Origin of the sequence: Halopseudomonas phragmitis (assembly GCF_002056295.1) — a bacterium.
Taxonomy (GTDB): domain Bacteria; phylum Pseudomonadota; class Gammaproteobacteria; order Pseudomonadales; family Pseudomonadaceae; genus Halopseudomonas; species Halopseudomonas phragmitis.
In genome coordinates this window covers 273,156-295,085 of the sequence record NZ_CP020100.1, presented here as the reverse complement: position 1 = coordinate 295,085, position 21,930 = coordinate 273,156, and the positions used below count along the sequence as shown (strand labels likewise).

Below are 21,930 nucleotides of genomic sequence, written 5' to 3'. Positions count from 1 at the left end.
GGCTTGAACGCCCCCATGGGGTTTTGCCGGCCTGGTCGACCTTACCAGGTTTCATTTAGCTGCATTCTGGCTCATTAGCACGCCAGGAGCCAAGGACGTTAATGTGATTGTTTTTCGCTATCTGAGTCGCGAGGTGTTGCTGACCCTGACGGCGGTCAGTGGCGTGCTGCTGCTGATCATCATGAGCGGGCGCTTCATCAAGTATCTGGCTCAGGCTGCTGCCGGGCAGCTTGACCCCGGGGTACTGTTTTTGATCATGGGCTATCGTCTGCCCGGCTTCATGGTGCTGATTCTGCCACTGGGGATGTTTCTCGGCATTCTGCTGGCCTACGGGCGCATGCATCTGGACAGCGAGATGACGGTGCTTTCGGCCAACGGCATGAGTGACCGCAAGGTGCTCTGGTATACCCAGGGGCCGGCCTTGCTGGTTGCGCTGGTGGTGGCCGTGCTGAGTCTGTGGGTGTCGCCGTTGGGGGTGTACAAGACCCAGCAACTGTTCAATGAACAGGACGCTATCACCGAATTCGATACCCTGGCCGCCGGGCGTTTCCAGTCGATTGGCAGGGATGCGGCGCGGGTAACCTATGCCGGCAGCCTGTCGGATGATCGTACCGAGTTGCAGGAGGTCTTCATTGCCGAGCGTACCGGCAGCGGCGCCGATGCCAGTATCGGCGTGCTGGTGGCCGAGGTTGGACGTCAGCAGCTCAATCCCGATGGCAGTCGCTATCTGGTGCTGTATGAAGGCTATCGCTATGACGGCCGGCCAGGTGCGGCCGATTTTCGTACCATCGAATATGACACCTACGGTGTGCTGCTGCCCAAGCCGGAAGTGGCGACCGAGGTGACCGATCGTGAGGCCATGCCCACCCGTGAGCTGCTGGGGCATGCCGACCGCAAGATGCAGGCCGAGTTGCAATGGCGTCTGGCGCTGCCGCTGCTGGTGCCGATCGTGGCCTTCTTTGCTGTGCCGCTGGCCCGGGTCAATCCGCGTCAGGGTCGATTCCTCAAGCTGTTGCCCGCCATTTTGCTGTATATGACCTATCTGGCGTTGCTGATTACTGCCAGGGGCTGGATTGAAAGCGGGCGCATGCCGGCGAATCTGGGGCTCTGGTGGGTGCATGGGGTGTTCCTGGCGGTCGGTCTGCTGCTCAACCGTCAGGCATTGCTGGCGCCCAGCGCGCCTCGGGGAGGTTCGCATGCGGCGGCTTGATCAGCATATTGGCACTACCGTGCTGTTCAGCATCCTGGTAGTGGCCGTCATCATTCTGGGGCTGGATCTGCTGTTCGCCTTTATCAACGAGCTGGATGACCTGAAAAAGGGTGACTACAGCGCGATGGAGGCCTTGATCTACGTTCTGCTGACCTCGCCCCGGCGCTTTTACGACATGCTGCCGCTGTCGGCCCTGGTCGGTTGTCTGGTGGGCTTGGGTACGCTGGCCAGCCATTCCGAGCTGACGGTGATGCGCGCCGCCGGCGTTTCGGTTGCCCGGATCATCGGCTCGGTGATGAAGCCGCTGCTGGTGTTGATGGTGGCTGGCGCACTGATCGGCGAATATGTGTCGCCCTATACCGAGAATCTGGCGGAAAGTCGCCGGGCCATCGCCCAAGGCAGCGGCGAGGCGATCAAGTCGCGCGGGCTCTGGCACCGTGAGGGCAACGACTTCATTCACATCAATGCCGTGCAACCCAATGGCGTGTTGCACGGGGTGACCCGTTACCGTTTCGATGGTCAGCGCAACCTGCTGGAAACCAGCTTTGCCCGGCGCGCCAGCGCCCAGGAGCAGGGCTGGCTGCTGGAGGATGTCGAAACCACGCACTTCATCGAGGATGGCCACACCAGCACCAGTCGTGACCTGCAGCAGCACTGGGATGTCGAGCTGTCTTCGGAACTGCTCAAGGTAGTGGTGCTCGATCCCGACTTGTTGTCCATGGCCGGCATCTGGCGCTATCAAACCTACCTGGCCGAGCAGGGCTTGAACAACAGCCAGTACTGGCTGGCGTTCTGGAAAAAGCTGCTGCAGCCGGTAGCTACCGCGGCGCTGGTGTTCGTTGCCATTTCCTTCATCTTTGGACCGCTGCGCTCGGTAACGCTGGGTCAGCGGGTGTTTACCGGGGTGCTGGTTGGCTTTGGTTTTCGTATCGTGCAGGACCTGCTCGGACCGTCCAGTCTGGTCTTTGGCTTCCCGCCGCTGATTGCCGTGGCGCTACCGATTGCCGTGCTGCTGGTGATGGGTATCGTGCTGATGCGCCGGGCCGGCTAGTGAACCCCTGAAAAACTACCTGCGTTGGCAATACTGCGTTAAAAACAGCCTAAAAATGCTCATTTACAATTTGTAAACTGCGCTTTTTCGGCTGTTTTTTCGGGGCCGCCATCGGCCTTGTCTTGCCTGCCTCGCCTACGTTTTTCAGGGGCTCCCTGGACAAACATTACTGCGCAACTTCTTGCGCAGCAATCTGTGGATAACCCTGTGCATGGTTGTCTGCAGGCCTTGTTATTCAGGTGCCTCAGATGAGTGCGCAACTTCTTGCACAGCAGTGCGCAAGAAGTTGCGCACTTTTCCGTGATCTTCATCACATTCCGCGTTGCGCGCCGTGATGTCTTTTTGCCAAGCATTTGATCTGGCTGGATAAAAAATAACTGGCACAGGCCTTGCTCTGTTGTGGACTCCCGGACCCGTTTCAGGTCCTTATTCACGGCAAGGAGAGCACGATGCCAACACCCGCGTACATGACCATTGAAGGCACCAAACAAGGCCTGATCACCGCCGGCACCTTTACCGAAGACTCGGTCGGCAACATCTTCCAGGAAGGTCACGAAGACCAGATCCTGGTCCAGGCCTTCGACCATCAGGTCATCATCCCGCGCGATCCGCAGTCCGGCCAGCCGACCGGCCAGCGCGTCCACAAGCCGCTGATGATCACCAAGGTGTTCGACAAGTCGTCGCCGCTGATCTTCAACGCCCTGACCTCCGGCGAGCGCCTGAACAAGTGCCGCCTGGAGTGGTACCGCACCTCGGCCACCGGCACCCAGGAGCACTACTACACCATCGAACTGGAAGACGCGATCATCGTCGACGTGCAGTCGCACATGCCCAACTGCCAGGACCCGAACATGTCGCACTTCACCCACCTGGAAGACGTCTACTTCACCTACCGCAAGATCATCTGGACCCACGAAGTCTCCGGTACCTCCGGTTCTGATGACTGGCGCACACCGATCAGCGCCTAAATCGGTGATAATGCCCACCCCCGCCCGGCCGCGCCGGGCGGGGGTGCTCTGTGTCAGTAGATCAGGCTGCCACCGAAAGCCACGGCAAGGTCCGGGGTTTTCCGAGGTAGCCTCGCAGCAAAGGAACAACGGATGTTCGCCCCAGCCAATGAAGCCCATTTCAGCCTGACCCTCGACGGCCTCGACCACGACTTCAAGGTCCTGGCCTTTACCGCCCGCGAGGCCATCAGCCAGTGCTACCGCATCGAGCTGCAACTGGTCAGCGAACAGCCCGACATCGACCTCGAAGCCCTGTTGCAGCACAGCGCCTGGCTGGACCTGGGCAACGGCAGCGGCCTGCACGGGCTGATCCACCACGCCGCCGTCAGCGAATCCGGCCAGCGCCTGACCCGCTACCAGCTGGAACTGGTACCGCACCTGCACTACCTCGGCCTGCGCCACAATCAGCGCATCTTCCAGCACCTGAGCGTGCCCGAGATCATCGCCCGGATCCTGCCCGAACACGGCATCCAGTCCGACGCCTGGCAGTTCCAGCTCGGCAGCGACTACCCGGCCCGTGAGTACTGCACCCAATACGACGAAAGCGACCTGCACTTCATCCAGCGCCTGTGTGAAGAAGAAGGCATCCACTACCACTTCCGCCACAGCCCGGACGGCCACCTGCTGGTGTTCGGCGACGACCAGACCGGCTTCCCGCGCCTTGAGCCAACCGGATTCGACCAAGGCAACGGCATGGTCGCCGACGACCCGGTAGTCAAACGCTTCGGCCTGCGCCTGGAAACCCGCAGCAGCCGGGTCAGCCGCCGCGACTACGACCACCAGAAAGCCCGCCTGCTGCTCGAAAGCGAAGCCCGCAGCGAACACCTGCCGGACCTCGAAGACTACGACTATCCCGGCCGCTTCACAGACCGCGAGCGTGGCAAACAGCTGGCCCGCCGCGCCCTCGAACGCCACCGCAGCGACTACCGCCAGGCCAGTGGCGACAGCGATCAGCCGAGCCTGCGCAGCGGCCACTTCCTCGAACTCGAAGGCCACCCCACCCAGAGCTGGAACGACCTCTGGCTGATCACCGCCATCCACCACCAGGGCAAACAACCCCAGGTACTGGAAGAGTCGATTACCAGTGACAGCGACAACGATGACGACTTCACCCAGGGCTACCGCAACCACTTCACCGCCACCCCCTGGGACAGCGCCTGGCGCCCGGCCCTGAACCACCCCAAACCCAAGGTCCTCGGCCAGCAAACCGCCGTGGTCACCGGCCCGGAAGGCGAAGACATCCACTGCGACAACGAAGGCCGGATCAAGGTCCAGTTCCACTGGGACCGCGAAGGCCAGGCCGACGCCAACACCAGTTGCTGGCTGCGGGTCGCCAGCAGTTGGGCCGGCAACGGCTGGGGCGCTGTGACCATCCCCAGAGTCGGCATGGAAGTACTGGTCAGCTTCCTCGAAGGCGACCCCGACCAACCGCTGGTCTCCGGCTGCCTGTACAACAGCGCCCACCCGGTGCCGTATGAGCTGCCCGAACACAAAACCCGCAGCCTGTTCAAAAGCCTCTCCAGCCCTGGCGGCAACGGCTTCAACGAACTGCGGATCGAAGACAAGGCCGGACAGGAACAGATCTTTATCCATGCCCAGCGCGACTGGGACCAGGACATCGAACACGACCAGCGCATCCGCGTCGGCCATGAACGTCACGAACGCATCGAAGCCAACCGCTACAGCGAAAACCTGGCCGAGGAACACCACACTACCCACGCCGACCGAAAGACTGAGATCAAGGCCGATGATCATCTGACCGTGGCGGGCAATCAGCATGTCAAGCTGGGTCAGGGGCAGTTCATCGAAGCCGGCCAGGAAATCCACCTGTCCAGCGGCATGAAAGTAGTACTGGAAGCCGGCAGCGAGATCACCTTCAAGGTCGGCAGCAGCTTCGTCAAACTCGACCCCAGCGGCGTCACCCTGGTCGGCCCCAGCGTCAAGATCAACTCCGGCGGTAGCGCAGGCTCGGGGAGTGGGGCTGCGCCAAAGTTGCCGGGTGATACAGCGGTGGCAGAGTCGGATGAGGCGGGTGCGGTGTTGTTGCATAAGCTGAAGCAGGCTCAGCGAAACAACGGCGCCTTGGTGGAGCTGTGCCAGAAGCCGCAAGGCGGCTCTGCGGCACAGTGCCCATTGGCAGATTGTCCCTGCAGAAAGGCAGGAAGCGCATGAGTCTGATTCGACACTCCGAACTCCCGCTGATTGCAGGCCCCCTGTATTGGTTGGCAGAGCCGCAAGAAGGGTTGATGGAAAGCGTCTACCAGCATGAACCGGACCCTTCTCCCGAGTATCTGTTTGATCAGACACCATGGTCCCGTTTGAGGGAGCAAGGCCCGCTGCTGTTCCGCTTGTCAGAGCGGGGCGGTCTGTTGGCTGCACTACGCGAGGACCCCGGCAGGCTCAACGGCATTCTACTGATCGGATCATCAAGCCCTGATGAGGTGCTCAGCCACTTGCGGGCCTTATTGCATGTCGATTTTGGTCAGCAACGCAAAGCCATAATGCGCTACTACGATCCGGTGGTGGCCAGCTACCTCTGGCCCGCAGTTTCAAGTGAAGAGCTACCACGATGGATGGGGCCACTGCGACAGATATTTTGGTTTGGCGGTACTTGGGCTGATAGAGCAGAGCAGAGCTTGAGCTGGCATGAGGTATTACAGGTGTCAGCCAAGGAGACGTCGGCAGGGTTGCCCGTTTTCAATCTGAGTGAAAGCCAGCAAACGGCTTTGGCGAGGCAAGGCGTTGAGCGCTTCGCCTTTGATTGGCTGAACAACCACTCGGCGGAACCATTCGCACGACTGATCCGTCGCATAGAGCAGGGTTTAGCCGTTGGGCATGATGAACAGGACACTCTCAGTGCCTGGTTGGAGGATCCCGCCAGTCAACTCATGGAGCATCATGGATGAGCAAGGTAGATAGTTTGAGTGACGGACCGGCGTGTGAGCCGGCCAAGTTGATTATTGAAGTTGTTGGCATCAACCATCCTCAGGGCCAACGCCTGATGCTGTCGGAGCATGGTAGCGATCAACCCGCAGCAATCAGCGAGCAGGCTTCAACAGAAGTACTAGAGGATGAGGTTTTCAGCAGTACTCTGCATCTCTGGCCCTGGGAGGATGCCTCTCCCTGCGATGTCTGGCTTGAGGTGGATACCACGGAGGGTGTCACTATCCGATTACCGCTGGCCGAAGAACTGGGAGCCTCTAAACGTCAGTTGGATGGGCAGGAGAACCAGGTCGCGGCGGTGGTCCCGCTGGCGCTCGTGCGTAGCGGAGTCCGGATGGATGATGGGGGCGTGCCGGTGGTATCGCGTCCGGGTTATCTGTATGTCTTCTTCCGAGGCACCTTGTGGCGCGAACTGGAAATTCGCCAGACAGAGCAAGGTACCTTTTACCATGATGTAAATCTTCAGAGCTGGCGGGATTCTGGGCAGCAGGATGGCCGCCGAGCAGCAACGGGCGTTGCGCTGGAGGAAATCTGGCTGCCGGCACGGTGGAAGAGCGGCTATGTCTCTGATGTTCAGGTTGCCTATTCAGAAGTCCAGTGGACTGCACCACGCATCCGGCGCCTGGAAGCTGATGCTCAAGCGCGCGGGCGTCGCTGCCAACCAGTCGCCATGAGACTGTCGGGTGAGTACTTCAAGAGCATGGAGAGTGGTTCGGGGCAGGTGATGGCGGCTGGTTTGCTGTCTGCCTTGCTAACTAACAATCTGCAAGGGTTGCAGGCGGCTGCAGAAGCTGAAAGGCAGCGTCGGCGGATTGCTGGCAGAGTTTTTCCCTTGGCTGGTATTGCGCCGCAGCGCCAGCGCGATGACATGTTCGAGTACCAGTTCAATGAGCCAACGGGTTATCTGCTGGATCTGGAGGGGCAGTACCCTCTGGATAAGATGGAGCACGCCGAGCAGATGCTCGATGCCTTTTTGCATCAGCAGAGGTTCCCACGTGGTGAGCTGGAAACTGATGCCTTGAATATTTGTATGAAGCGCCACGTATTGGCCTTACAGGAAACAGACGCGGAAGCAGAGGAACAGGAACAGGAACATCAGCAACAGTGTCAGCAGGTGGTTGCAGCAGAGCAGAGCTGGCAAAACCTGGAGCGCAGTCCCGATATGCTGGCGCAAGTGCGTGACCGGAAGATTTGTGGAATTCTTGTCGAAGATGCCTTGTATCGCATGCGCCAACTGAAGGATCGGCTGACAGCAATACAGACCCAGATCAACCTGAGTGCACAGATTGCAGGGCAGCAGGAGCATTTTTCCAGCGCGCTTCTGGTCGACAACTATATCCTTTCCAGTCGGTTGGGGCGGGGAAGTAACCCGCTAAGACGTTACGCCGAGGCCTTGGACGGTCAGGGAGTGAGAAAAGTCCGCAGGGCTTTGGCTCAGCCGCTGAAGCGCAACATCAGCGAGTGTCATGAACAGATACGCACAGTATTGGCAGAGTGCCTGGATGACACTTGCTACCAGGAAACGCTGGCCGACGCATTCAGTCAGGATGATATTCAATACACTTGTACGTTCGCACTGGCAGGGCAAGCCTTGTTGGCCACGGCAAGTGTGCTGCGTGATCCGCTGAAGATAATGCCAACACCCCAGGTGGGGCCAGCGGACCGTTTCATGGTGCGATTCCAGCGTGAAGATCACCCCTTGCGGGCCATGCTGTTGCCGAGAACCACACTTGAAAGCTGTATGCAAGCCTACGAACTTCCCGATGGGGAAGAGCACAATGAGGGCGATGGGCATTTCAGGTGCCGGTTGTTGGCCCGGCTTGAAGAGATGGAGTTGCCTGAACCAAGTAATCTGATGCTGCTTGAAGCGCGTGCGCTAGTGGCTGCAGCAGAGGGCGACATGATGGAGACCGTCATGACGGCGGGACTGTCCAAGTCGGTCAATCTTGCGCTGACAGTTGCTTCAAATGTGCAAAGTGCGCTGATTCAGGCAGAGGCCCGACTGCATGAGCTGGGGCTAGATATCAGGCACTACGAGGCCCTGGATGCCGACTTACAGGCGTCACGTAGCGCATTGAGTGAGCAGAGTCGTGTATTGAAGATTAGTGCCTTCCAGTTGGACGGCACTGACTTGGGGCGCGCCATTGCCCCTGGCACCCTGGGTGGCCTGCGCATCTATCGCACGGGTAATGTGAATGAAAGGGACTTGCTGATCGTGCCGCAGCAGGTCATGGGTGCGCAAGCCACTGGCGGCACGCAGATGAGTGGCCATGTTTTTGGTGATGGTGACCGTCTGGTGGCAAGCACCAACTCCACCGCCGCGACCGATGCCGGTTTGGCGGGCACTAAACAAGCCCCCGTTGCACTCTGGGTGGTAGCTGAAGGCACGCCGACAGCGGCGCTGTTTCGCAATACCTATGATCTCTTCAATCAGACTGCTGCAGCAGAGGAGCGCGCGCTGGCAGCGGCGGCTGAGAGTGATCAGTTAGAGCGCACAAGTAAGGCCCGGCGACGGGCGTTGAGGGTGCTTAACCATCCGCTGCTGCCGGCGTTTTTGGTGGGGGTGGAGGTTTATAACCTTGCGGCTCTGATAAATACGGCTAGCCAAGTTGAAAGGGTAAGAGGTAGAGCCAGGGTCGCTTCGGGAGTTTTAGCTACATTCTATGACCTTGTATTGGCGTCACAAATTTTGGCTGAGCGCATCGCAAGCGACACTGCGGCGATGCAGAGAGTGACAGGCGCTCTGAATAAGCCTCTGTTCCGAAATCCGCTAGCCAAAACAAGTAAACGTTTTGCGTTTCAAGTGTCCGGAAGAATGCTGCTTGGTGCCGTAGGTGCTGTAGCTGTTGTCGGCATCGGCCTCTGGGATGCCATGGATGCCTTCAATCATAGTGATAGCAGCGGCTGGGGGCACCTGATCGCTGCCGGGGGTGGGATGGTCATGCTGGTGAGTGCTTTTATGGCTGGTCCGGCAGCGGGGGCGACCGGAATGGCTGCCTTCATCGGGCCGGCAGGCTGGGCATTGATGGTTGGCATCGGACTTGTTGTAGCCGGTGCATTTATCGCCGATTGGCTCAGAGATGCGCCTATTGAACAGTGGCTCAAACTGGGACCGTTTGGCGCCGAGGAAATCGACGGTTTTCTCTGGATGAAGGGCGAGAAACCGGAGCATCTGCAAAATAAGCACGAGGCTTTTTACCGGCTGGTCGGGTTGCTGGCCGGCATACGCATTGAAATAGGCATAAATCCGGAGCAGGCTCGTGCTTTGCGCGAGCAGCCCTATCTTGGAGAAGAAAGTCATTACTATGCCATGCGCAGGGCCAACAAGCTGATCCGTATCAGGAGCAGTATTCCCGGCTTGTTCGGAGCGTCAGACGCCAGTTTTATGCGTGTCGGGGTAAGTATGACGGAAACGGTCAGCACAACGTCTCTGGAAGGGGTGACATCTGTTACAACTCACCCGGTGCATGGCAAGCAGTTCGAGTTGGATACCCGCTCGCTGGCTACCGATCTCAGCTGTATGAATGTGCCTTCATTTGTTGTTCATCAGGAACTGACGCCAGAAGGGTTGGACATCTATCTTGAAGAGCCTCCGTTGCCGCGTCAAAGCCGGTTGCAGCAGGCTGTTTCTATGAGCCAAACCCTGGCTATAGGCTGGGCGGTACGTGTGCAGTTGTCCGCACAGGGTACAGATCAGCGTCACTGGGTTTTCCCCGCACCAGAACCCAAAGACCCGCTCCAGTACGACTCTTCCAGGCATGGACGTATTAATTACATCAGAACCGGTCAGGCATTCTGGGCCGATCAAGTAAGTGATTTAGTAGAGCAAACGTAATGACAGATATGGACTTCAGCACCGTCTACGGCCCGCAGGCCTATGACTCGACCCACATTCCTGACCAGCCACCACAGGTCAGGAGGCATACGGGCGCCTTATCCCAACGGCTGCCGTGGGGCTATACCCAGGAAATTCTTCCTATCGGATTTATTGGCGGTTTTGACCCCAAGAGCCTCAGAGAGGAAGATGAACGTGAGCGGCAGGAGCCAGGCTACCGTGCGCGGCTGGCTGAAACCCTCAATGCGGTGTTTGATCATCAACGATATCGATATACCCCGTTGCAGGGGTGGACACAGTTGTTTATCTATATGCATGGGCTTGGGAAGTGGAGTTTTATCGTTATCTTGGCGACTTTTATTATCGGGTTTCCCGTTGTCGCGTTCGCGCTAAGAGATTCTTCGCTCTATGACGTTTTTATTACTGTTTTAGAGCTTGGGTTTTGGGTTTTGACGCCATGTTTGGTTTCTTGGCTTATTGGATATCTCGTCCTGAAATACGTCCCCGAACGCTATCTGCTCAAGCCTTCACGCAAAGGCCCAGTGTGGGAAATGAACCGTCAGACTGGCCTGGTCACTATTTTTGCCCGCAAGCCAGGGCAGTTCCGCAAGCTGGGTATCGAGGGAGACTTTGTCGCCCCCTTCTACGAATTCGATGCTGCTATCCATACGATTCCCGACCGTCAGGGCTTTCCGTTGCATATGCTCAACCTTGTACATCGTTATCAGGTGGCGGCGATTGACTTCAGTGTGCTGATGGGCAAGGTTGGGATTCAGACCCATTGCATGGCGCTGTGGGACTTCTGGCAGCAATACATGGATATCAGTAAGCCGTTGCCCGAGGTGCCTGATTTGGAGCCTTTCCGTCACCTTGATCCGACCACCGCCGAGCATGATCAGCGCACAGGTCGACCTGCGCGCTACTGGCGGGATATGGATGAGCAAACCTACAAGCGCAGGATCCAGGAGATATCAGATATCTCCAAGGTCAATATGGACCGCCTGAACATTATGGTGCGGCACGTGCGGTATATGCACTGACCGCAACACGGTAGCGGCCCCGCCTGAGTAGCTTCAGCTAAATTCAGAGAATGAGGCGCCGATCACCAGGTTGCTTGGATAAACAAACCAGAAATCATAAGTACTGTGTTGGTCAAAAAGGAGAATGTAAATGGATGTTCGTATGTATATTGCGATGGCTATTCATGTGGGCGCGCTGGTTTTTCTGAGCACAGATCCGCATTACAGGCCTGTCGTTCCCTGGATGGGCGCGTTCGTGGCCGTCAGTGCTGTGGGGATGCTGCTGGTGTGTGCCGGCAAAGCCAAGGCCGGGGCAATAATGTTTATCGTTGGTTGCGTACCCTTTGTCCCCGTTGGATTGATTGGTGTTTTTGGGGCGAAGAAGGTATTGGCTGATCTTTCTAGTGCTGGTGAGCCTGGCTCCGAGCCCTCAGTCTGAAGGGGGCGATCGCCTGAACATCATGTTCTCCACGTGCGGTATTGGTATTGATTCCGCTGAGATCTCTGGCTCATTCAGGCCATGACTCATTACTTCTGCTGTTGGCTTTGGGTCTATGTTTTCTGCTCGCAAGCTCAGCCGCTTAATTCGGGATAAGGACGTCCTATTTATGTGTGTATCGTACCCATTTATTCAGGCTGCTAGCGCTCTTGGGAGACAGGCCCTTTGTCGCCGCTCAGGGCGAATGCTCTTGGTTGTGTTTTATGCAAGACCAGGAGACTTCTCATAATGTCTTTGCCAGTTTTAGTTGCTCTAGCTGAGCGAAATGCAGAGTTTAATAGTTTCCGTCATCGACAGGCGCATGCGGCAAAGGCGGCTGACCGCTTCATCCGGAGTTCGCCATTTATTCGCTCAATCACTGCCGAAGAAGAAGAGGCTCTGCAGCCCTATCTGGTTGAAGCTTTAGTGCCCCATGATCCGATTACACTAAGAAGTAAAGGCGTATATCGGTTGAGAGGAGTGCATTCCCGTCTTGGCGAGGACAGTGGCGATCCGCATAAGCCACCCGCTGTTGACATGATCAATGGTCTTGAAGTGAAGGTGCCCTACGACGCTCGTGACTACCTGGACGACAGCGTCGTGTCTGCGGATGTAGTGTTTGCAGGGCACTACGCAATTTTGCTGCGGTTCAATGACACATTCGATATTGTCGAGGGGCATGGGCGTTTCAAACTCACTGAGGCCCAGTTGGCGAGGTGGATGGCTGGGGAGGCTGGTGCTGTCGAGCATGCCATTGGTTTTGATGTGGTCGGCAAGCGGCTTAGACGCACACTAACGCATTCAGCCGACGCTAAAACAGAGCAAACAATATCTGAGGCTGTTGGTGCAGTCCGAATACTGGCTCAGCGACCTGAAACACCTGCAGAGCTTAAGCGGCGCAAGGGTCCAGGGCTGGGATTTCTTTCAGGGTTGATTTGGCTTCTGGCGTTTTATCTGTTCGCTATTGGTCAGGAGTCCGGCCAGTGGGCAAGTGGCGTAGTCGCACTGTGTCTATCAGTGTTGGCGATCTGGCTGTTCTGGTTTCGGCGCAAGCGGCATGAGCCGGTAGGTGTCAATCTTGTTGAAGGCCCTTTGCGGCTACTGCCTCATGCCAATCCCGACTGGGCCGCTGAACATGCAGTGGCACTATCGGACAAGTTGGCATTCACCGTGCCGTATTACTGGGAGCACGAGCTGGCAGACAGGGCTGTCACGCGTGCAGAAGTCCGTGTTACGGATTTTAGTTGTGTCAGTTTCAACGGCAAGCTGTCGCTGGACCAGGAACGACCATATCGTGGCCCTCTGCGCTGGGGACGGCACCTGGTGTTGGCGATTGTCGCCTGCCTTGGGCTGTTGTGGGTTCAGTCAGAATCACAGAATCCCTTTGCTGACGTACTATGGGGTTTTCACCATCTTCAGGGCTCGTCTCCTGTACTCTATGCGTCAGCTGAAGACATAATTGCAGCTAAACCTCATATCGGCAGTCTGATTGCAGTTGAGGGTGACGGGCGTTGTCAGATAGGGGCGCCAAGTTCTGTGCATGGATCGTACCGACTAAACTGCGATGCGGTGAGGTGGGGTGGTACTGCTCAGCCAATCGAGTTTTCTCGCAGAATAGAGCACTTGGGTGAAATGTACGATGCTACCCTTATCAAGGCCCATCGACTTCAGCTTGAAGACCTCCCCAGAAGTGTGCCACTTGAGGCTTTTCTTTCCTCTGATCTCTTCGTGGTGGTCAATCACGCTCAAGCAGTGGATGCCATTCGGAATTTGTGTTTTGACGGCCAACCCGGCCAAAAGTTATCTCCATCGTTGCCAAATTCTGCATTGATGGCTTGCGTGTTGACCGATGAATTTCTGCGCAAGGGGTTTCATCCGGTCCGGCCTGCAGAGGAGGGTGAAACCCCGCGGTCACCACTGATCAGTCGTGCTGACATCGACGGGTTTAACCTTCAAGTGAGGTTTCTTGGCCAGCAGGTGATTGCAGACAATATTCGCGCACTATTCGAGCAGCTAGCGCCATTGCAAGCGGGGGGCGTGCTGTTGGTTGTGGAGATGCCAAAGTCCAAGAGTCGGACTTATGTTGAACGCTATACTGATCAGAAAAAGTTGATGGATAGACTGCTCGCTTACGCAAACGGCGAGCAGTCCGACAATTTCAATCTGGAAGGGGTGGTTACCAGTCGTGGTCAAACTGCAGATGGTGCGATCAAGCTGACGCTCGGCATCCGTGAACCCGGTGAGTCCGATGTCTCCCGGATTATCAGAGCCTGCTGGGCGTTACTGGTTCTGTTGCTTTTGCTGCTCCATGTGCCCGCTGCTTTGTGGAAAATAACCCGTACTCTGGTCCGGTCACTGGTGCGAAGGCCTGCCAACTAATGCCCTTACCGCTTGGGCAATCTAACCAACTGCGTACCCGAGGCGATGTCCTGCCAGCTGCGGGACTGCTTGTCCCAGAGCATCCACAGGTGGCCGAGGCCGCCGCATAGCCAGGAGGCCAGGCCGACGAAGAAGCGGATCAGGCCCTGGCGCAGGGTGATCGAACGGCCGTCGGGCTGCTGCAGTCTGACACGCCAGGCCTGCATGCCCAGGGTCTGGCCTTTCCAGCTCCAGAAGCCGATGAAGAACGTGAGCAGGCTGAGCAGCAGCAGTACGCCGAGCAGTGGGTCGCGGTCGAGTTGGCCAGCTTCGGACATCGCCAGCAGGGTGTCGGCGCCATACAGGGCGCGTAGCAGCCCTTGCTGGTAGCCCAGGGTCAGCACCATGACCAGTGCGACGCACAACAGAAAGTCGTAGAACATTCCGGCCAGCCTGCGCAGCAGGCCGGCAGCGGGAAAGTCGCCTTCGGGGTTGAGGAGTTTGACTGCCATCAGTCGTTCATCAACCTTGTGCCGGTTGGCGGCGAGCGAGAGGGCGTTGCTCGAAACTGACCCCGGCCAGGCCATGGCGCATCAGCGCGCGGATGTTGCCGTGGGCATCGCCGTGGGGATCGTCGAGTACGGCCTGATAGTGCTCGGCAAAGCACAGCAGAGCCTGCTGATCGCTCAGGCCCAGATCCAGGGCCATGGCCAGGACCTTGCACGACCCCTGGTTCTGTTCGGCGCTGTTGTCGACATCGCCGTTGCGAAAGGCGCTGGGCTGATAGTCGTAGTGGGCGTCAATGAATGCCAGGGTGTCGGCAAAACGGTGGCTGGGCGTACCCAGGCTGGCGATGAACTGCGTGCTTTGCATTATTTCTGGGCCTTGTCGAATGCGGCTTGTTGCTCGGGGGTGGCTTCTTTCTGGTATTTGCTTTTCCAGTCGGCGTAGGGCATGCCGTAGATGGCTTCGCGGGCTTCGTCGATACTGATGGCGATATCCATGTCGTCGGCGGCGGCCTTGTACCACTTGGCCAGGCAGTTGCGGCAGAAGCCGGCCAGGGTCATGAGGTCGATGTTCTGCACGTCCTTGCGGCTGCGCAGGTGGCTCACCAGGTTGCGAAAGGCGGCGGCTTCCAGTTCGATGCGCTCTTGATTGGTCATGATCTACTCCGCGTGGGTCAGGACTGGCATGGATGATACTGGCAGGCTTTGGGCCGGGCAATCGTTGCCCGGTCTTTGAAAAGCATAATTGATCCTGGCCGAGGCTGCCTCCCAGGCTGGCCAGGCGGTGTCAGTCGCGGCTGGCGCTCAGGGTGATCGAGACCGAATCGGCAAAGCGCAGGGCGTGGGGCTTGTCGACTTCGACCTCGGCATAGCGCACCTGGGCATGAGCCATGACGATATCCAGCAGTTCCTGGGTCAGGCGTTCGAGCAGGGCGAAGCGGTTGGTTTCGACATGCTGGATAAAGGCCTTGGTGATGGTTCGGTAATTGAGCGCCTGGTCAATCTGGTTGACCTCTACCGCCTGGTTTGCAGGATAGAGAATGGTCGCGTTGATCACTACGTCCTGGCGGTTGAGGATTTCCTCTTCATTGATACCGATATAGGTACGCAGGCGCAGGTTCTTGATCCGGATTCTGGCCAGGCCGGGAGTAATCTGCTGCATGACTTACTGGCCTCGGGTGATCAGTTGCAGGAACTCCTGGCGGGTGTTGACCGATTCGCGGAAGGCGCCAAGCATGACCGAGCTGTACATCGATGAGTTCTGCTTCTCGACGCCGCGCATCATCATGCACATGTGCTTGGCTTCGATCACGACCGCAACACCGCGTGCTTCGGTAACCGACTGCAGGGCTTCGGCGATCTGCCGGGTCAGGTTCTCCTGAATTTGCAGGCGCCGGGCGAACATGTCGACGATGCGGGCAACCTTGGACAGGCCGATGACCTTGCCGGTCGGAATGTAGGCGACGTGGGCCTTGCCGATAAAGGGCAGCATGTGATGTTCGCACAGCGAGTACAGCTCGATGTCCTTGACGATCACCATTTCATCGTTGTCCGACTCGAACAGCGCGCCGTTGACGATTTCCTCCAGCGACTGGTCATAGCCGCGACACAGGAACTGCATGGCCTTGGCTGCCCGTTTGGGGGTGTCCTTGAGGCCACCACGGTCTGGGTCCTCGCCAAGGTTGGAGAGGATGTCGTGATAATTCTGGGTCAGTTTTTCAAGGCTCATGGCGGAAATTCCGTACTGATTATTTGAGGTGCCTGCCGCCGTTCAGCTCAAGGCAGGTACCTGTGACGTAAGGGTTGTCCATCAGGTAGCGAATGGACTGGTAGACCACTTCCGGCCCGGGCTCGAGACCCAAGGCTGATTTGGCCAGTGCCCGTTCCCGATAGGCGGGGCTGTCGCCGTCGTTGAACATGATCAGGGCTGGGGCGATGGCATTGACCTTGATCCGTGGTGCGAAACGGGTCGCGAAGGAGCGGGTCATTCCTTCCAGGCCGGATTTGCTGGCGGCGTAGGCGATATGTTTGGCACTGCCGCGACGGGTCACGTCATCGCTCAGGTGGATGATGTCGGCCGGCTGATCGTTGGGGAACAGGTCGGCGCAGGCCAGGTTCAGCAGATAGGGGGCCTGCATGTGGATCATGAACATCTGCTGGAAGCCTTCGCCGGCGTGGCTGTCATCGAGCCAGAGCGAGGCATTGTGAATCAGTGCCCGCAACCGGGTGCCGCGCTCGTGGAGCTGAGCGACCAGCCGCTCGATGCCGGCCTGGGTGGAAAAGTCGGCGAGGATCGGCTCAATGCCCTGTAACGGATTTGCCTGCCACTCCTGGCGCAGCCGGCGGCAGGTGATGATCACCGGGTAGCCGTCTTCGACGAACCGGCGCGCACAGTGCAGGCCAACGCGTTGGGCGCCGCCAGTAATCAGCACTGCTGGGGTGTCGTTCATCTTCAGCCTTCTGGATGTCCATGTTCTGGACGGGCGATGAATATTATCATGCAAACCTGCCCGGGACTGTAGCGCGTTGTGGTCCGGATACCTTTAACCGCTCTGGTTGTTCTGCAAAGTGTTACAGTGTTTGCGCTGTTGTACAATACTGGTACAACTTAATTAACGCCGTGTTCCGTTTGAGCCAACACCGCCTGTCGGCGGACAACAGACAGCATGCCAACATGACCGATGATAGCGCCAATACAGAAGGCTGCCCGCTCGAGCGACTGGAGCAGGAGGAGCTTTATCCGATCCGTGAAGTGTCGCGCCTGACCGGAGTCAACTCGGTAACCCTGCGGGCCTGGGAGCGCCGCTATGGGTTATTGGTCCCGCACCGGACCGACAGTGGTCACCGCCTGTACTCGATGGCCGATATTGAGCGGGTGCGGGCCATTACCGCCTGGATCAAGCGGGGCGTTACGGTCAGCAAGGTAGCGTCGGTCATCGACCGGCAGCCACTACCTGAACCGGCAGCCACTGCCGATGCCGAGCCCTTGCCGGCTGCACTGCGGATCTGGCGCGAGCGGTTGCATGCAGCGTTGGTGGGGTTTGACGTGCGCCAACTGGAGTCGGTCTATGGTCAGATCATGGCCAGTTTTCCGCTGGCGGTAGCCTTTGCCGATGTTCTGCTGCCGGTCTGGCGAATCTGGCGTGAACGCTCGCAGAGTACCGGACCGGCCTGCTGGGCTTTGCTGGATGGTTTCTTGCGCAGCCGGCTGTTCCAGCGGATTGCCTATCACAGCCCAGAGGCGCCCAGTGTGCTGTTGATCAATCTGCCGGGACCTCAGCAAGAGCTGGAGCTATTGCTGGCGGCGGCGCTGATTGCCGATGCTGATGCCGCGCCTGTCAGTCTGTTCGAGCCGGTGGGGTTGGCGAGTTTGGCTGGCCAGATCCCGGCGGATGGCTATGCCGCCGTGCTGTTGTACGCCGATCAGCCTCTGGAGGGCGGGGTGCTGACCACCCTGCGCCGCCTGGAGCAGGCGCTGGAGTGCCCGCTGGCGTTGGTAGGGGATGCTTGCCAGCAGCAGAGCGTGGCCCTGAGCAAGCAGGGCGTGGTGCTGCTGGGTGAGTTGGACCAGGGTCTGACCTGGCGTCTGCGGGCGTTACTGGGCGGTCGTCTGGATCAGCCCTGATCGCCGTTCAGGGCAGCCAGTTGCTGCTTGAGCTGGGCTACCTGGGCTTCCAGCTCCTGCAACCGCTGCTGGGCTTCGACCTGGACGGTGACATCCTTCTGAATGCCGATGAAGTAGGTGAGCTGATCAGCTTCGTTGAACACCGGTGTGATCGATAGTTCATTCCAGAACAGCGAGCCGTCCTTGTGATAGTTGCGTATCACCTCACGGCAGGGGCGGCCAGCGCGGATCGCCTCGCGAATGTTGCGCAGGCCGGGCTGGTCGCGATCATCTTTCTGCAGGAAGCGGCAGTCCTGGTAAAGGATGTCCTCGGCCTTGAAGCCGGTCAGCCGCTCGAAGGCTTCGTTCACGTAAATCAGAATGTTGTCGTCGCCTTCCTGTTCGGCCACCACGATGCCGTCATTGGATGCATTGACCACCATTTGCAGTAGTTTGGCATTGATCATTGCCGCAGCGCTCTCATAGGGTTTGCTGACATTCTATCGGATCGGGTCTGGCTGTCCATGGCCGGGCAGTCCGGTTCCTAATCCGGCATAATAGCCCCCGTTCAACAGTCATGGGGGCGTTTATGCAGGTCACGGTAGTCAGTGGTTCGGTTTATGGCACGGCAGATCTGGTGGCTGATGAGGCCGCCGCGCGTCTGGCCGCAGCCGGTTTGCAAGTAAGCCGGGTCAAGCCGGCAACGGTGGATGCGCTGCTGGCCAGCCAGCCTCAAGCCATTGTGTTGTGTACGTCGACCACCGGCATGGGCGAGTTGCCCGACAGCCTGCTGCCGTTCTATCACGAACTGCAGGATCGCTTCCCGCTGTTTACTGGCGTACCGTTCGGGGTGATCGCCCTGGGCGATTCCTCCTATGGCGATACCTTCTGCCAGGGTGGCCAACTGCTGCGCGAGCTGATGCTGGAGTTGCAGGCCCGTGAGGCGCTGCCCATGTTGCAACTGGATGCCAGTGAAACCGTGACCCCCGAACTCGACGCCGAGCCCTGGATCGACGAACTGGCCGCACTGCTCAAGGGCTGACGTCTTCCGGCTGCTCGCCGTTGGCCAACTGGGCCAGGGCCTGTTCATCGGCGATGATGATCAGGCCGTAGCGGATCTGTAGCCAGCCGGCTGCCTCCAGACGCTTGAGCAGCTTGTTGATGCTTTGCCGCGAGCTGTTGAGCATCAGCCCCAGAGATTCCTGAGACAGTTGCACTGCCAGCCGGCCGCCGGAGTCTTCGGTCTGGCCGTAGTTGTGGGCATGCATCAGCAGACGTTTGGCCAGGCGCGATGGCAGAGGCAGCAGGGCGCTGTCTTCCTGCATGGTGAATGACAACCGCAGGCGACGGCAGAGCAGGCGCATGAACAGCGGGTAAAGCTCGGCATGACGTTCCAGCAACTGCTGAAAATTCTGGCGTGGAATGAACAGCAGTTCGGTCGGGCCGCTGGCGTGGGTATCATGTGAGCGCGGCAGGCCATCGAACAGCGACACCTCACCGAACCAGCTACCCGGGCTGAGAATTGCCAGTACCGCCTCGCGTCCGTCCTGGCCGATGTTGCTGATCCGGGCCGCACCACTGAGTACCCCGTACAGGCCATCGGGCATATCATCTTTGGCGTAGACGCACTCGCCATCTTCCAGCTTGCGATAACGGGCCTGGGCCTGAATATCGTCGAGCACCGGCTGTGGCAATTCGCTGAACCAGCGGTTGTCCTGTAGCAGCTTGGCCAATTTATGATCTTCGGCTTTGCCCGACACTGTAAATTGCGAGACAGTCCGCTTCGCGGTCACGGTCTAGACTCCCCCTATGACTGATCGCGACAGTATGCCGCATCTTGGCCGGCTGTGGATCAGTGATCCCAACAATCACAAGAGGATAGCCCGATGAATGCAATGCAGAACCTGCCGGTACTCGACGTCAAGGATCAGGTCAGCGCCGAGGAATGGCAGACCCGTGTCGATCTGGCCGCCTGCTACCGCCTGGTCGCCATGTACGGTTGGGATGATGTGGTGTTCACTCATATCTCAGCCAAGATCCCGGGCACCGAGCACTTCCTGATCAACCCCTATGGCTTGATGTTTGAAGAAATTACCGCCTCCAACCTGGTCAAGATCGACCTGGAAGGCAACAAGCTGATGGACTCGCCCTACGATATCAATCCGGCCGGGTTCACCATCCACAGCGCTGTGCATGAGGTGCGCCACGATGTTGGTTGCGTGCTGCACACTCACACCAATGCCGGTGTTGGTGTGTCGGCGCAGAAGGACGGCATTCTGCCGATTTCCCAGCAGGCACTGTTTGTACTCAGCAGTCTGTCCTACCACGACTATGAGGGTGTGGCCCTGCGTGAGGACGAGAAAGCTCGCCTGCAGAAGGATCTGGGCATGACCAAGAACATGGTGCTGCGTAACCACGGTCTGATGACCTGTGGCCGCAACGTCGCTGAAGCCTTCCTGGGCATGTATACCCTGCAGCGTTGCTGCGAGATTCAGGTCCAGGCTCAGGCCGGTGGCAGTGAGCTGATTCCGATTCCGCAGGTGATTCTTGATAGCGCGATTCAGAGCATGCGCGACGTTACCAAGGGCGCTGGCGCCAACCTGGCCTGGCCGGCTCTGCTGCGCAAGGTGCAGCGGCTTTACCCGGGCTTTGATAGCTGATCGACCCCGCTCTGGATTGCCACGCCGCTACGCGGCTCGCAATGACGGGGAGGCGGTGGTGCCCTGCGTGTGGGCTGCGCCCGCTCCCCTGGCGTGCGCTCTTTTTCCTCGGCAGAAGCGGAGGGCGCTTTGGTGGGTTGAGGGCTGTGCCCTTTTTCCTTAGCGGGAGGGAGGGCTGGCGGGCAAGGGCTGCGCTCTTTCCTCGGTGGAAGCGGGGGTTGTTCGCTTCTGGCGGGTTGAGAGCTGTACCCTCTCTCCTTAGTGGGAGAGAGGGCTGTATGCTTTTGGCGAGGCGAGGGCGATACCCTTGTCCTGGGCGGGAGTCCGTGTAGGTAGGGTTCGCACCTCTTCCCCGTCATCGCGAGGGCCGCAGGCCCGTGGCGATCCAGTGGGCTCAGCTCTGCTCGTCGCGTAAAAACACCAGCTTGTCGTTGCTGGAGCTGGCCGGGTCGTAGTAGTAGCCGTCCAGGTTGAAGTCCTTTAGCGCTTGCGGATCGGTCAGGCGCTCCTTGATCACGTAGCGGGCCATCAGGCCACGGGCCTTTTTGGCGTAGAAGCTGATGATCTTGTACTGACCGTTCTTCTGGTCGCGGAACTCGGTATTGATCACCCGGGCGTTCAGCGCCTTGGGTTTGACTGCGCCAAAGTATTCCTGCGAGGCCAGGTTGAGCAGCACCTGATCGCCCTGTTCAGCCAGGTCCTGGTTCAGCCATTCACTGATCTGATCCCCCCAGAATGCATACAGATCCTTGCCCTGTGGGTTGGCCAGCCTGGTGCCCATTTCCAGTCGATACGGCTGCATCAGATCCAGCGGGCGCAGCAGCCCGTAGAGGCCTGACAGCATGCGCAGGTGACGCTGGGCGAAGGCGAAATCCTCAGCCTCGAAATCCTCGGCGTTCAGCCCGGTATAGACATCCCCCTTGAAGGCCAGCAGCGCCTGCTTGGCATTGTCGGGCGTGCTCTGCGGGTGCCAGCTGCCGTAGCGGGCAACGTTAAGCGCGGCCAGCTTGTCCGACAACGACATCAACTCGGCAATGTCCTGTACCGACTTGTCGCGCAGGATCTTGATCAGTGCCTGGCTATGTTCGACAAAGCGTGGCTCGGTGTAATCGCTGATCACCGGCGCGGTGTCGTAATCCAGGGTCTTGGCCGGGGAAATGACCATCAGCATAAAAGCACCTCCGTTAATAGCTGGGGCCTATTATGCCGCAAGCCGCATAAGAGAGTGTGTATTGGTTTGATAGAGGCGGCTAATCACC

At 58.6% G+C, this 21,930-nt stretch carries 21 protein-coding genes; 12 read left to right on the top strand and 9 right to left on the bottom strand.

All coding sequences use genetic code 11. From position 1 onward, the window contains the following. Positions 1-103 precede the first annotated feature (103 nt). The 9 genes from lptF (at position 104) to BVH74_RS01280 (ending at position 13,922) form a co-directional block, all read left to right on the top strand. Positions 104-1,210 (top strand): LPS export ABC transporter permease LptF, encoded by a 1,107-nt coding sequence (gene lptF, locus BVH74_RS01320; protein WP_080048346.1) that lies wholly within the window; start codon positions 104-106, stop codon positions 1,208-1,210. Beyond that, positions 1,197-2,261 carry an LPS export ABC transporter permease LptG gene (lptG, locus tag BVH74_RS01315; RefSeq protein ID WP_080048345.1) on the top strand — a complete coding sequence of 355 codons (1,065 nt, stop codon included), beginning with the start codon at positions 1,197-1,199 and terminating at the stop codon, positions 2,259-2,261. The genes lptF and lptG overlap by 14 nt, the downstream gene beginning before the upstream one ends. 449 nt (positions 2,262-2,710) lie before the next feature. After that, positions 2,711-3,229, top strand: coding sequence for an Hcp family type VI secretion system effector (locus tag BVH74_RS01310; RefSeq protein ID WP_080048344.1), 519 nt, complete (start codon positions 2,711-2,713; stop codon positions 3,227-3,229). A gap of 132 nt (positions 3,230-3,361) precedes the next feature. Then, positions 3,362-5,440 carry a type VI secretion system Vgr family protein gene (locus tag BVH74_RS01305; protein ID WP_080048343.1) on the top strand — a complete coding sequence of 693 codons (2,079 nt, stop codon included), beginning with the start codon at positions 3,362-3,364 and terminating at the stop codon, positions 5,438-5,440. After that, a complete protein-coding gene (locus tag BVH74_RS01300) occupies positions 5,437-6,174 on the top strand; it encodes a DUF4123 domain-containing protein (protein WP_080048342.1) in 738 nt (245 codons plus the stop codon). Before BVH74_RS01305 ends, BVH74_RS01300 begins: the two co-directional genes overlap by 4 nt. After that, positions 6,171-10,046 (top strand): hypothetical protein, encoded by a 3,876-nt coding sequence (locus tag BVH74_RS01295; protein WP_080048341.1) that lies wholly within the window; start codon positions 6,171-6,173, stop codon positions 10,044-10,046. Before BVH74_RS01300 ends, BVH74_RS01295 begins: the two co-directional genes overlap by 4 nt. Beyond that, a complete protein-coding gene (locus BVH74_RS01290) occupies positions 10,046-11,086 on the top strand; it encodes a hypothetical protein (RefSeq protein WP_080048340.1) in 1,041 nt (346 codons plus the stop codon). Before BVH74_RS01295 ends, BVH74_RS01290 begins: the two co-directional genes overlap by 1 nt. A 130-nt stretch (positions 11,087-11,216) precedes the next feature. Next, complete coding sequence (locus BVH74_RS01285) at positions 11,217-11,504, top strand: hypothetical protein (protein ID WP_080048339.1); 288 nt, start codon at positions 11,217-11,219, stop codon at positions 11,502-11,504. A 288-nt stretch (positions 11,505-11,792) separates the two neighbouring features. Continuing rightward, the gene (locus BVH74_RS01280) at positions 11,793-13,922 is read left to right on the top strand and encodes an IgaA/UmoB family intracellular growth attenuator (protein WP_080048338.1); all 2,130 of its coding nucleotides are present in this window, start codon (positions 11,793-11,795) and stop codon (positions 13,920-13,922) included. 5 nt (positions 13,923-13,927) lie between these two features. Here the strand turns inward: BVH74_RS01280 and BVH74_RS01275 are convergent, their stop codons facing one another. The 6 genes from BVH74_RS01275 to folM form a co-directional block, all read right to left on the bottom strand. After that, positions 13,928-14,413 (bottom strand): RDD family protein, encoded by a 486-nt coding sequence (locus BVH74_RS01275; protein ID WP_080048337.1) that lies wholly within the window; start codon positions 14,411-14,413, stop codon positions 13,928-13,930. A gap of 10 nt (positions 14,414-14,423) precedes the next feature. Continuing rightward, positions 14,424-14,774 carry a HopJ type III effector protein gene (locus BVH74_RS01270; protein WP_080048336.1) on the bottom strand — a complete coding sequence of 117 codons (351 nt, stop codon included), beginning with the start codon at positions 14,772-14,774 and terminating at the stop codon, positions 14,424-14,426. After that, positions 14,774-15,064, bottom strand: coding sequence for a DUF1244 domain-containing protein (locus BVH74_RS01265; RefSeq protein WP_080048335.1), 291 nt, complete (start codon positions 15,062-15,064; stop codon positions 14,774-14,776). The genes BVH74_RS01270 and BVH74_RS01265 overlap by 1 nt, the downstream gene beginning before the upstream one ends. 130 nt (positions 15,065-15,194) lie before the next feature. Beyond that, the gene (folX, locus tag BVH74_RS01260; RefSeq protein ID WP_080048334.1) at positions 15,195-15,569 is read right to left on the bottom strand and encodes a dihydroneopterin triphosphate 2'-epimerase; all 375 of its coding nucleotides are present in this window, start codon (positions 15,567-15,569) and stop codon (positions 15,195-15,197) included. 3 nt (positions 15,570-15,572) lie between these two features. Next, positions 15,573-16,136, bottom strand: coding sequence for a GTP cyclohydrolase I FolE (gene folE, locus BVH74_RS01255; protein WP_080048333.1), 564 nt, complete (start codon positions 16,134-16,136; stop codon positions 15,573-15,575). Positions 16,137-16,155: 19 nt separating this feature from the next. Further along, a complete protein-coding gene (folM, locus tag BVH74_RS01250) occupies positions 16,156-16,857 on the bottom strand; it encodes a dihydromonapterin reductase (protein ID WP_080048332.1) in 702 nt (233 codons plus the stop codon). A 224-nt stretch (positions 16,858-17,081) separates the two neighbouring features. On the opposite strand from folM, the gene BVH74_RS01245 reads away from it, so the two are divergent. Then, on the top strand, positions 17,082-18,032 hold the full coding sequence (locus BVH74_RS01245) for a MerR family transcriptional regulator (protein WP_177344501.1): 951 nt from the start codon (positions 17,082-17,084) through the stop codon (positions 18,030-18,032). Here BVH74_RS01245 and BVH74_RS01240 read toward each other — a convergent pair. Then, the gene (locus BVH74_RS01240) at positions 18,023-18,478 is read right to left on the bottom strand and encodes a PAS domain-containing protein (RefSeq protein ID WP_080048330.1); all 456 of its coding nucleotides are present in this window, start codon (positions 18,476-18,478) and stop codon (positions 18,023-18,025) included. The genes BVH74_RS01245 and BVH74_RS01240 overlap by 10 nt on opposite strands. 122 nt (positions 18,479-18,600) lie before the next feature. Here BVH74_RS01240 and BVH74_RS01235 point away from each other — a divergent pair, with 122 nt between their 5' ends. Beyond that, complete coding sequence (locus BVH74_RS01235) at positions 18,601-19,053, top strand: flavodoxin domain-containing protein (protein WP_080048329.1); 453 nt, start codon at positions 18,601-18,603, stop codon at positions 19,051-19,053. Here the strand turns inward: BVH74_RS01235 and BVH74_RS01230 are convergent. Further along, positions 19,043-19,744 carry a Crp/Fnr family transcriptional regulator gene (locus BVH74_RS01230; RefSeq protein WP_131038240.1) on the bottom strand — a complete coding sequence of 234 codons (702 nt, stop codon included), beginning with the start codon at positions 19,742-19,744 and terminating at the stop codon, positions 19,043-19,045. The genes BVH74_RS01235 and BVH74_RS01230 overlap by 11 nt on opposite strands. A gap of 153 nt (positions 19,745-19,897) precedes the next feature. Here BVH74_RS01230 and BVH74_RS01225 point away from each other — a divergent pair, with 153 nt between their 5' ends. After that, positions 19,898-20,671, top strand: coding sequence for a class II aldolase/adducin family protein (locus BVH74_RS01225; protein ID WP_080048327.1), 774 nt, complete (start codon positions 19,898-19,900; stop codon positions 20,669-20,671). A 394-nt stretch (positions 20,672-21,065) separates the two neighbouring features. On the opposite strand, the gene yaaA is transcribed toward BVH74_RS01225, so the two are convergent. Then, positions 21,066-21,842, bottom strand: coding sequence for a peroxide stress protein YaaA (gene yaaA / locus BVH74_RS01220; protein ID WP_080048326.1), 777 nt, complete (start codon positions 21,840-21,842; stop codon positions 21,066-21,068). Between the last annotated feature and the right edge of the window lie 88 nt (positions 21,843-21,930).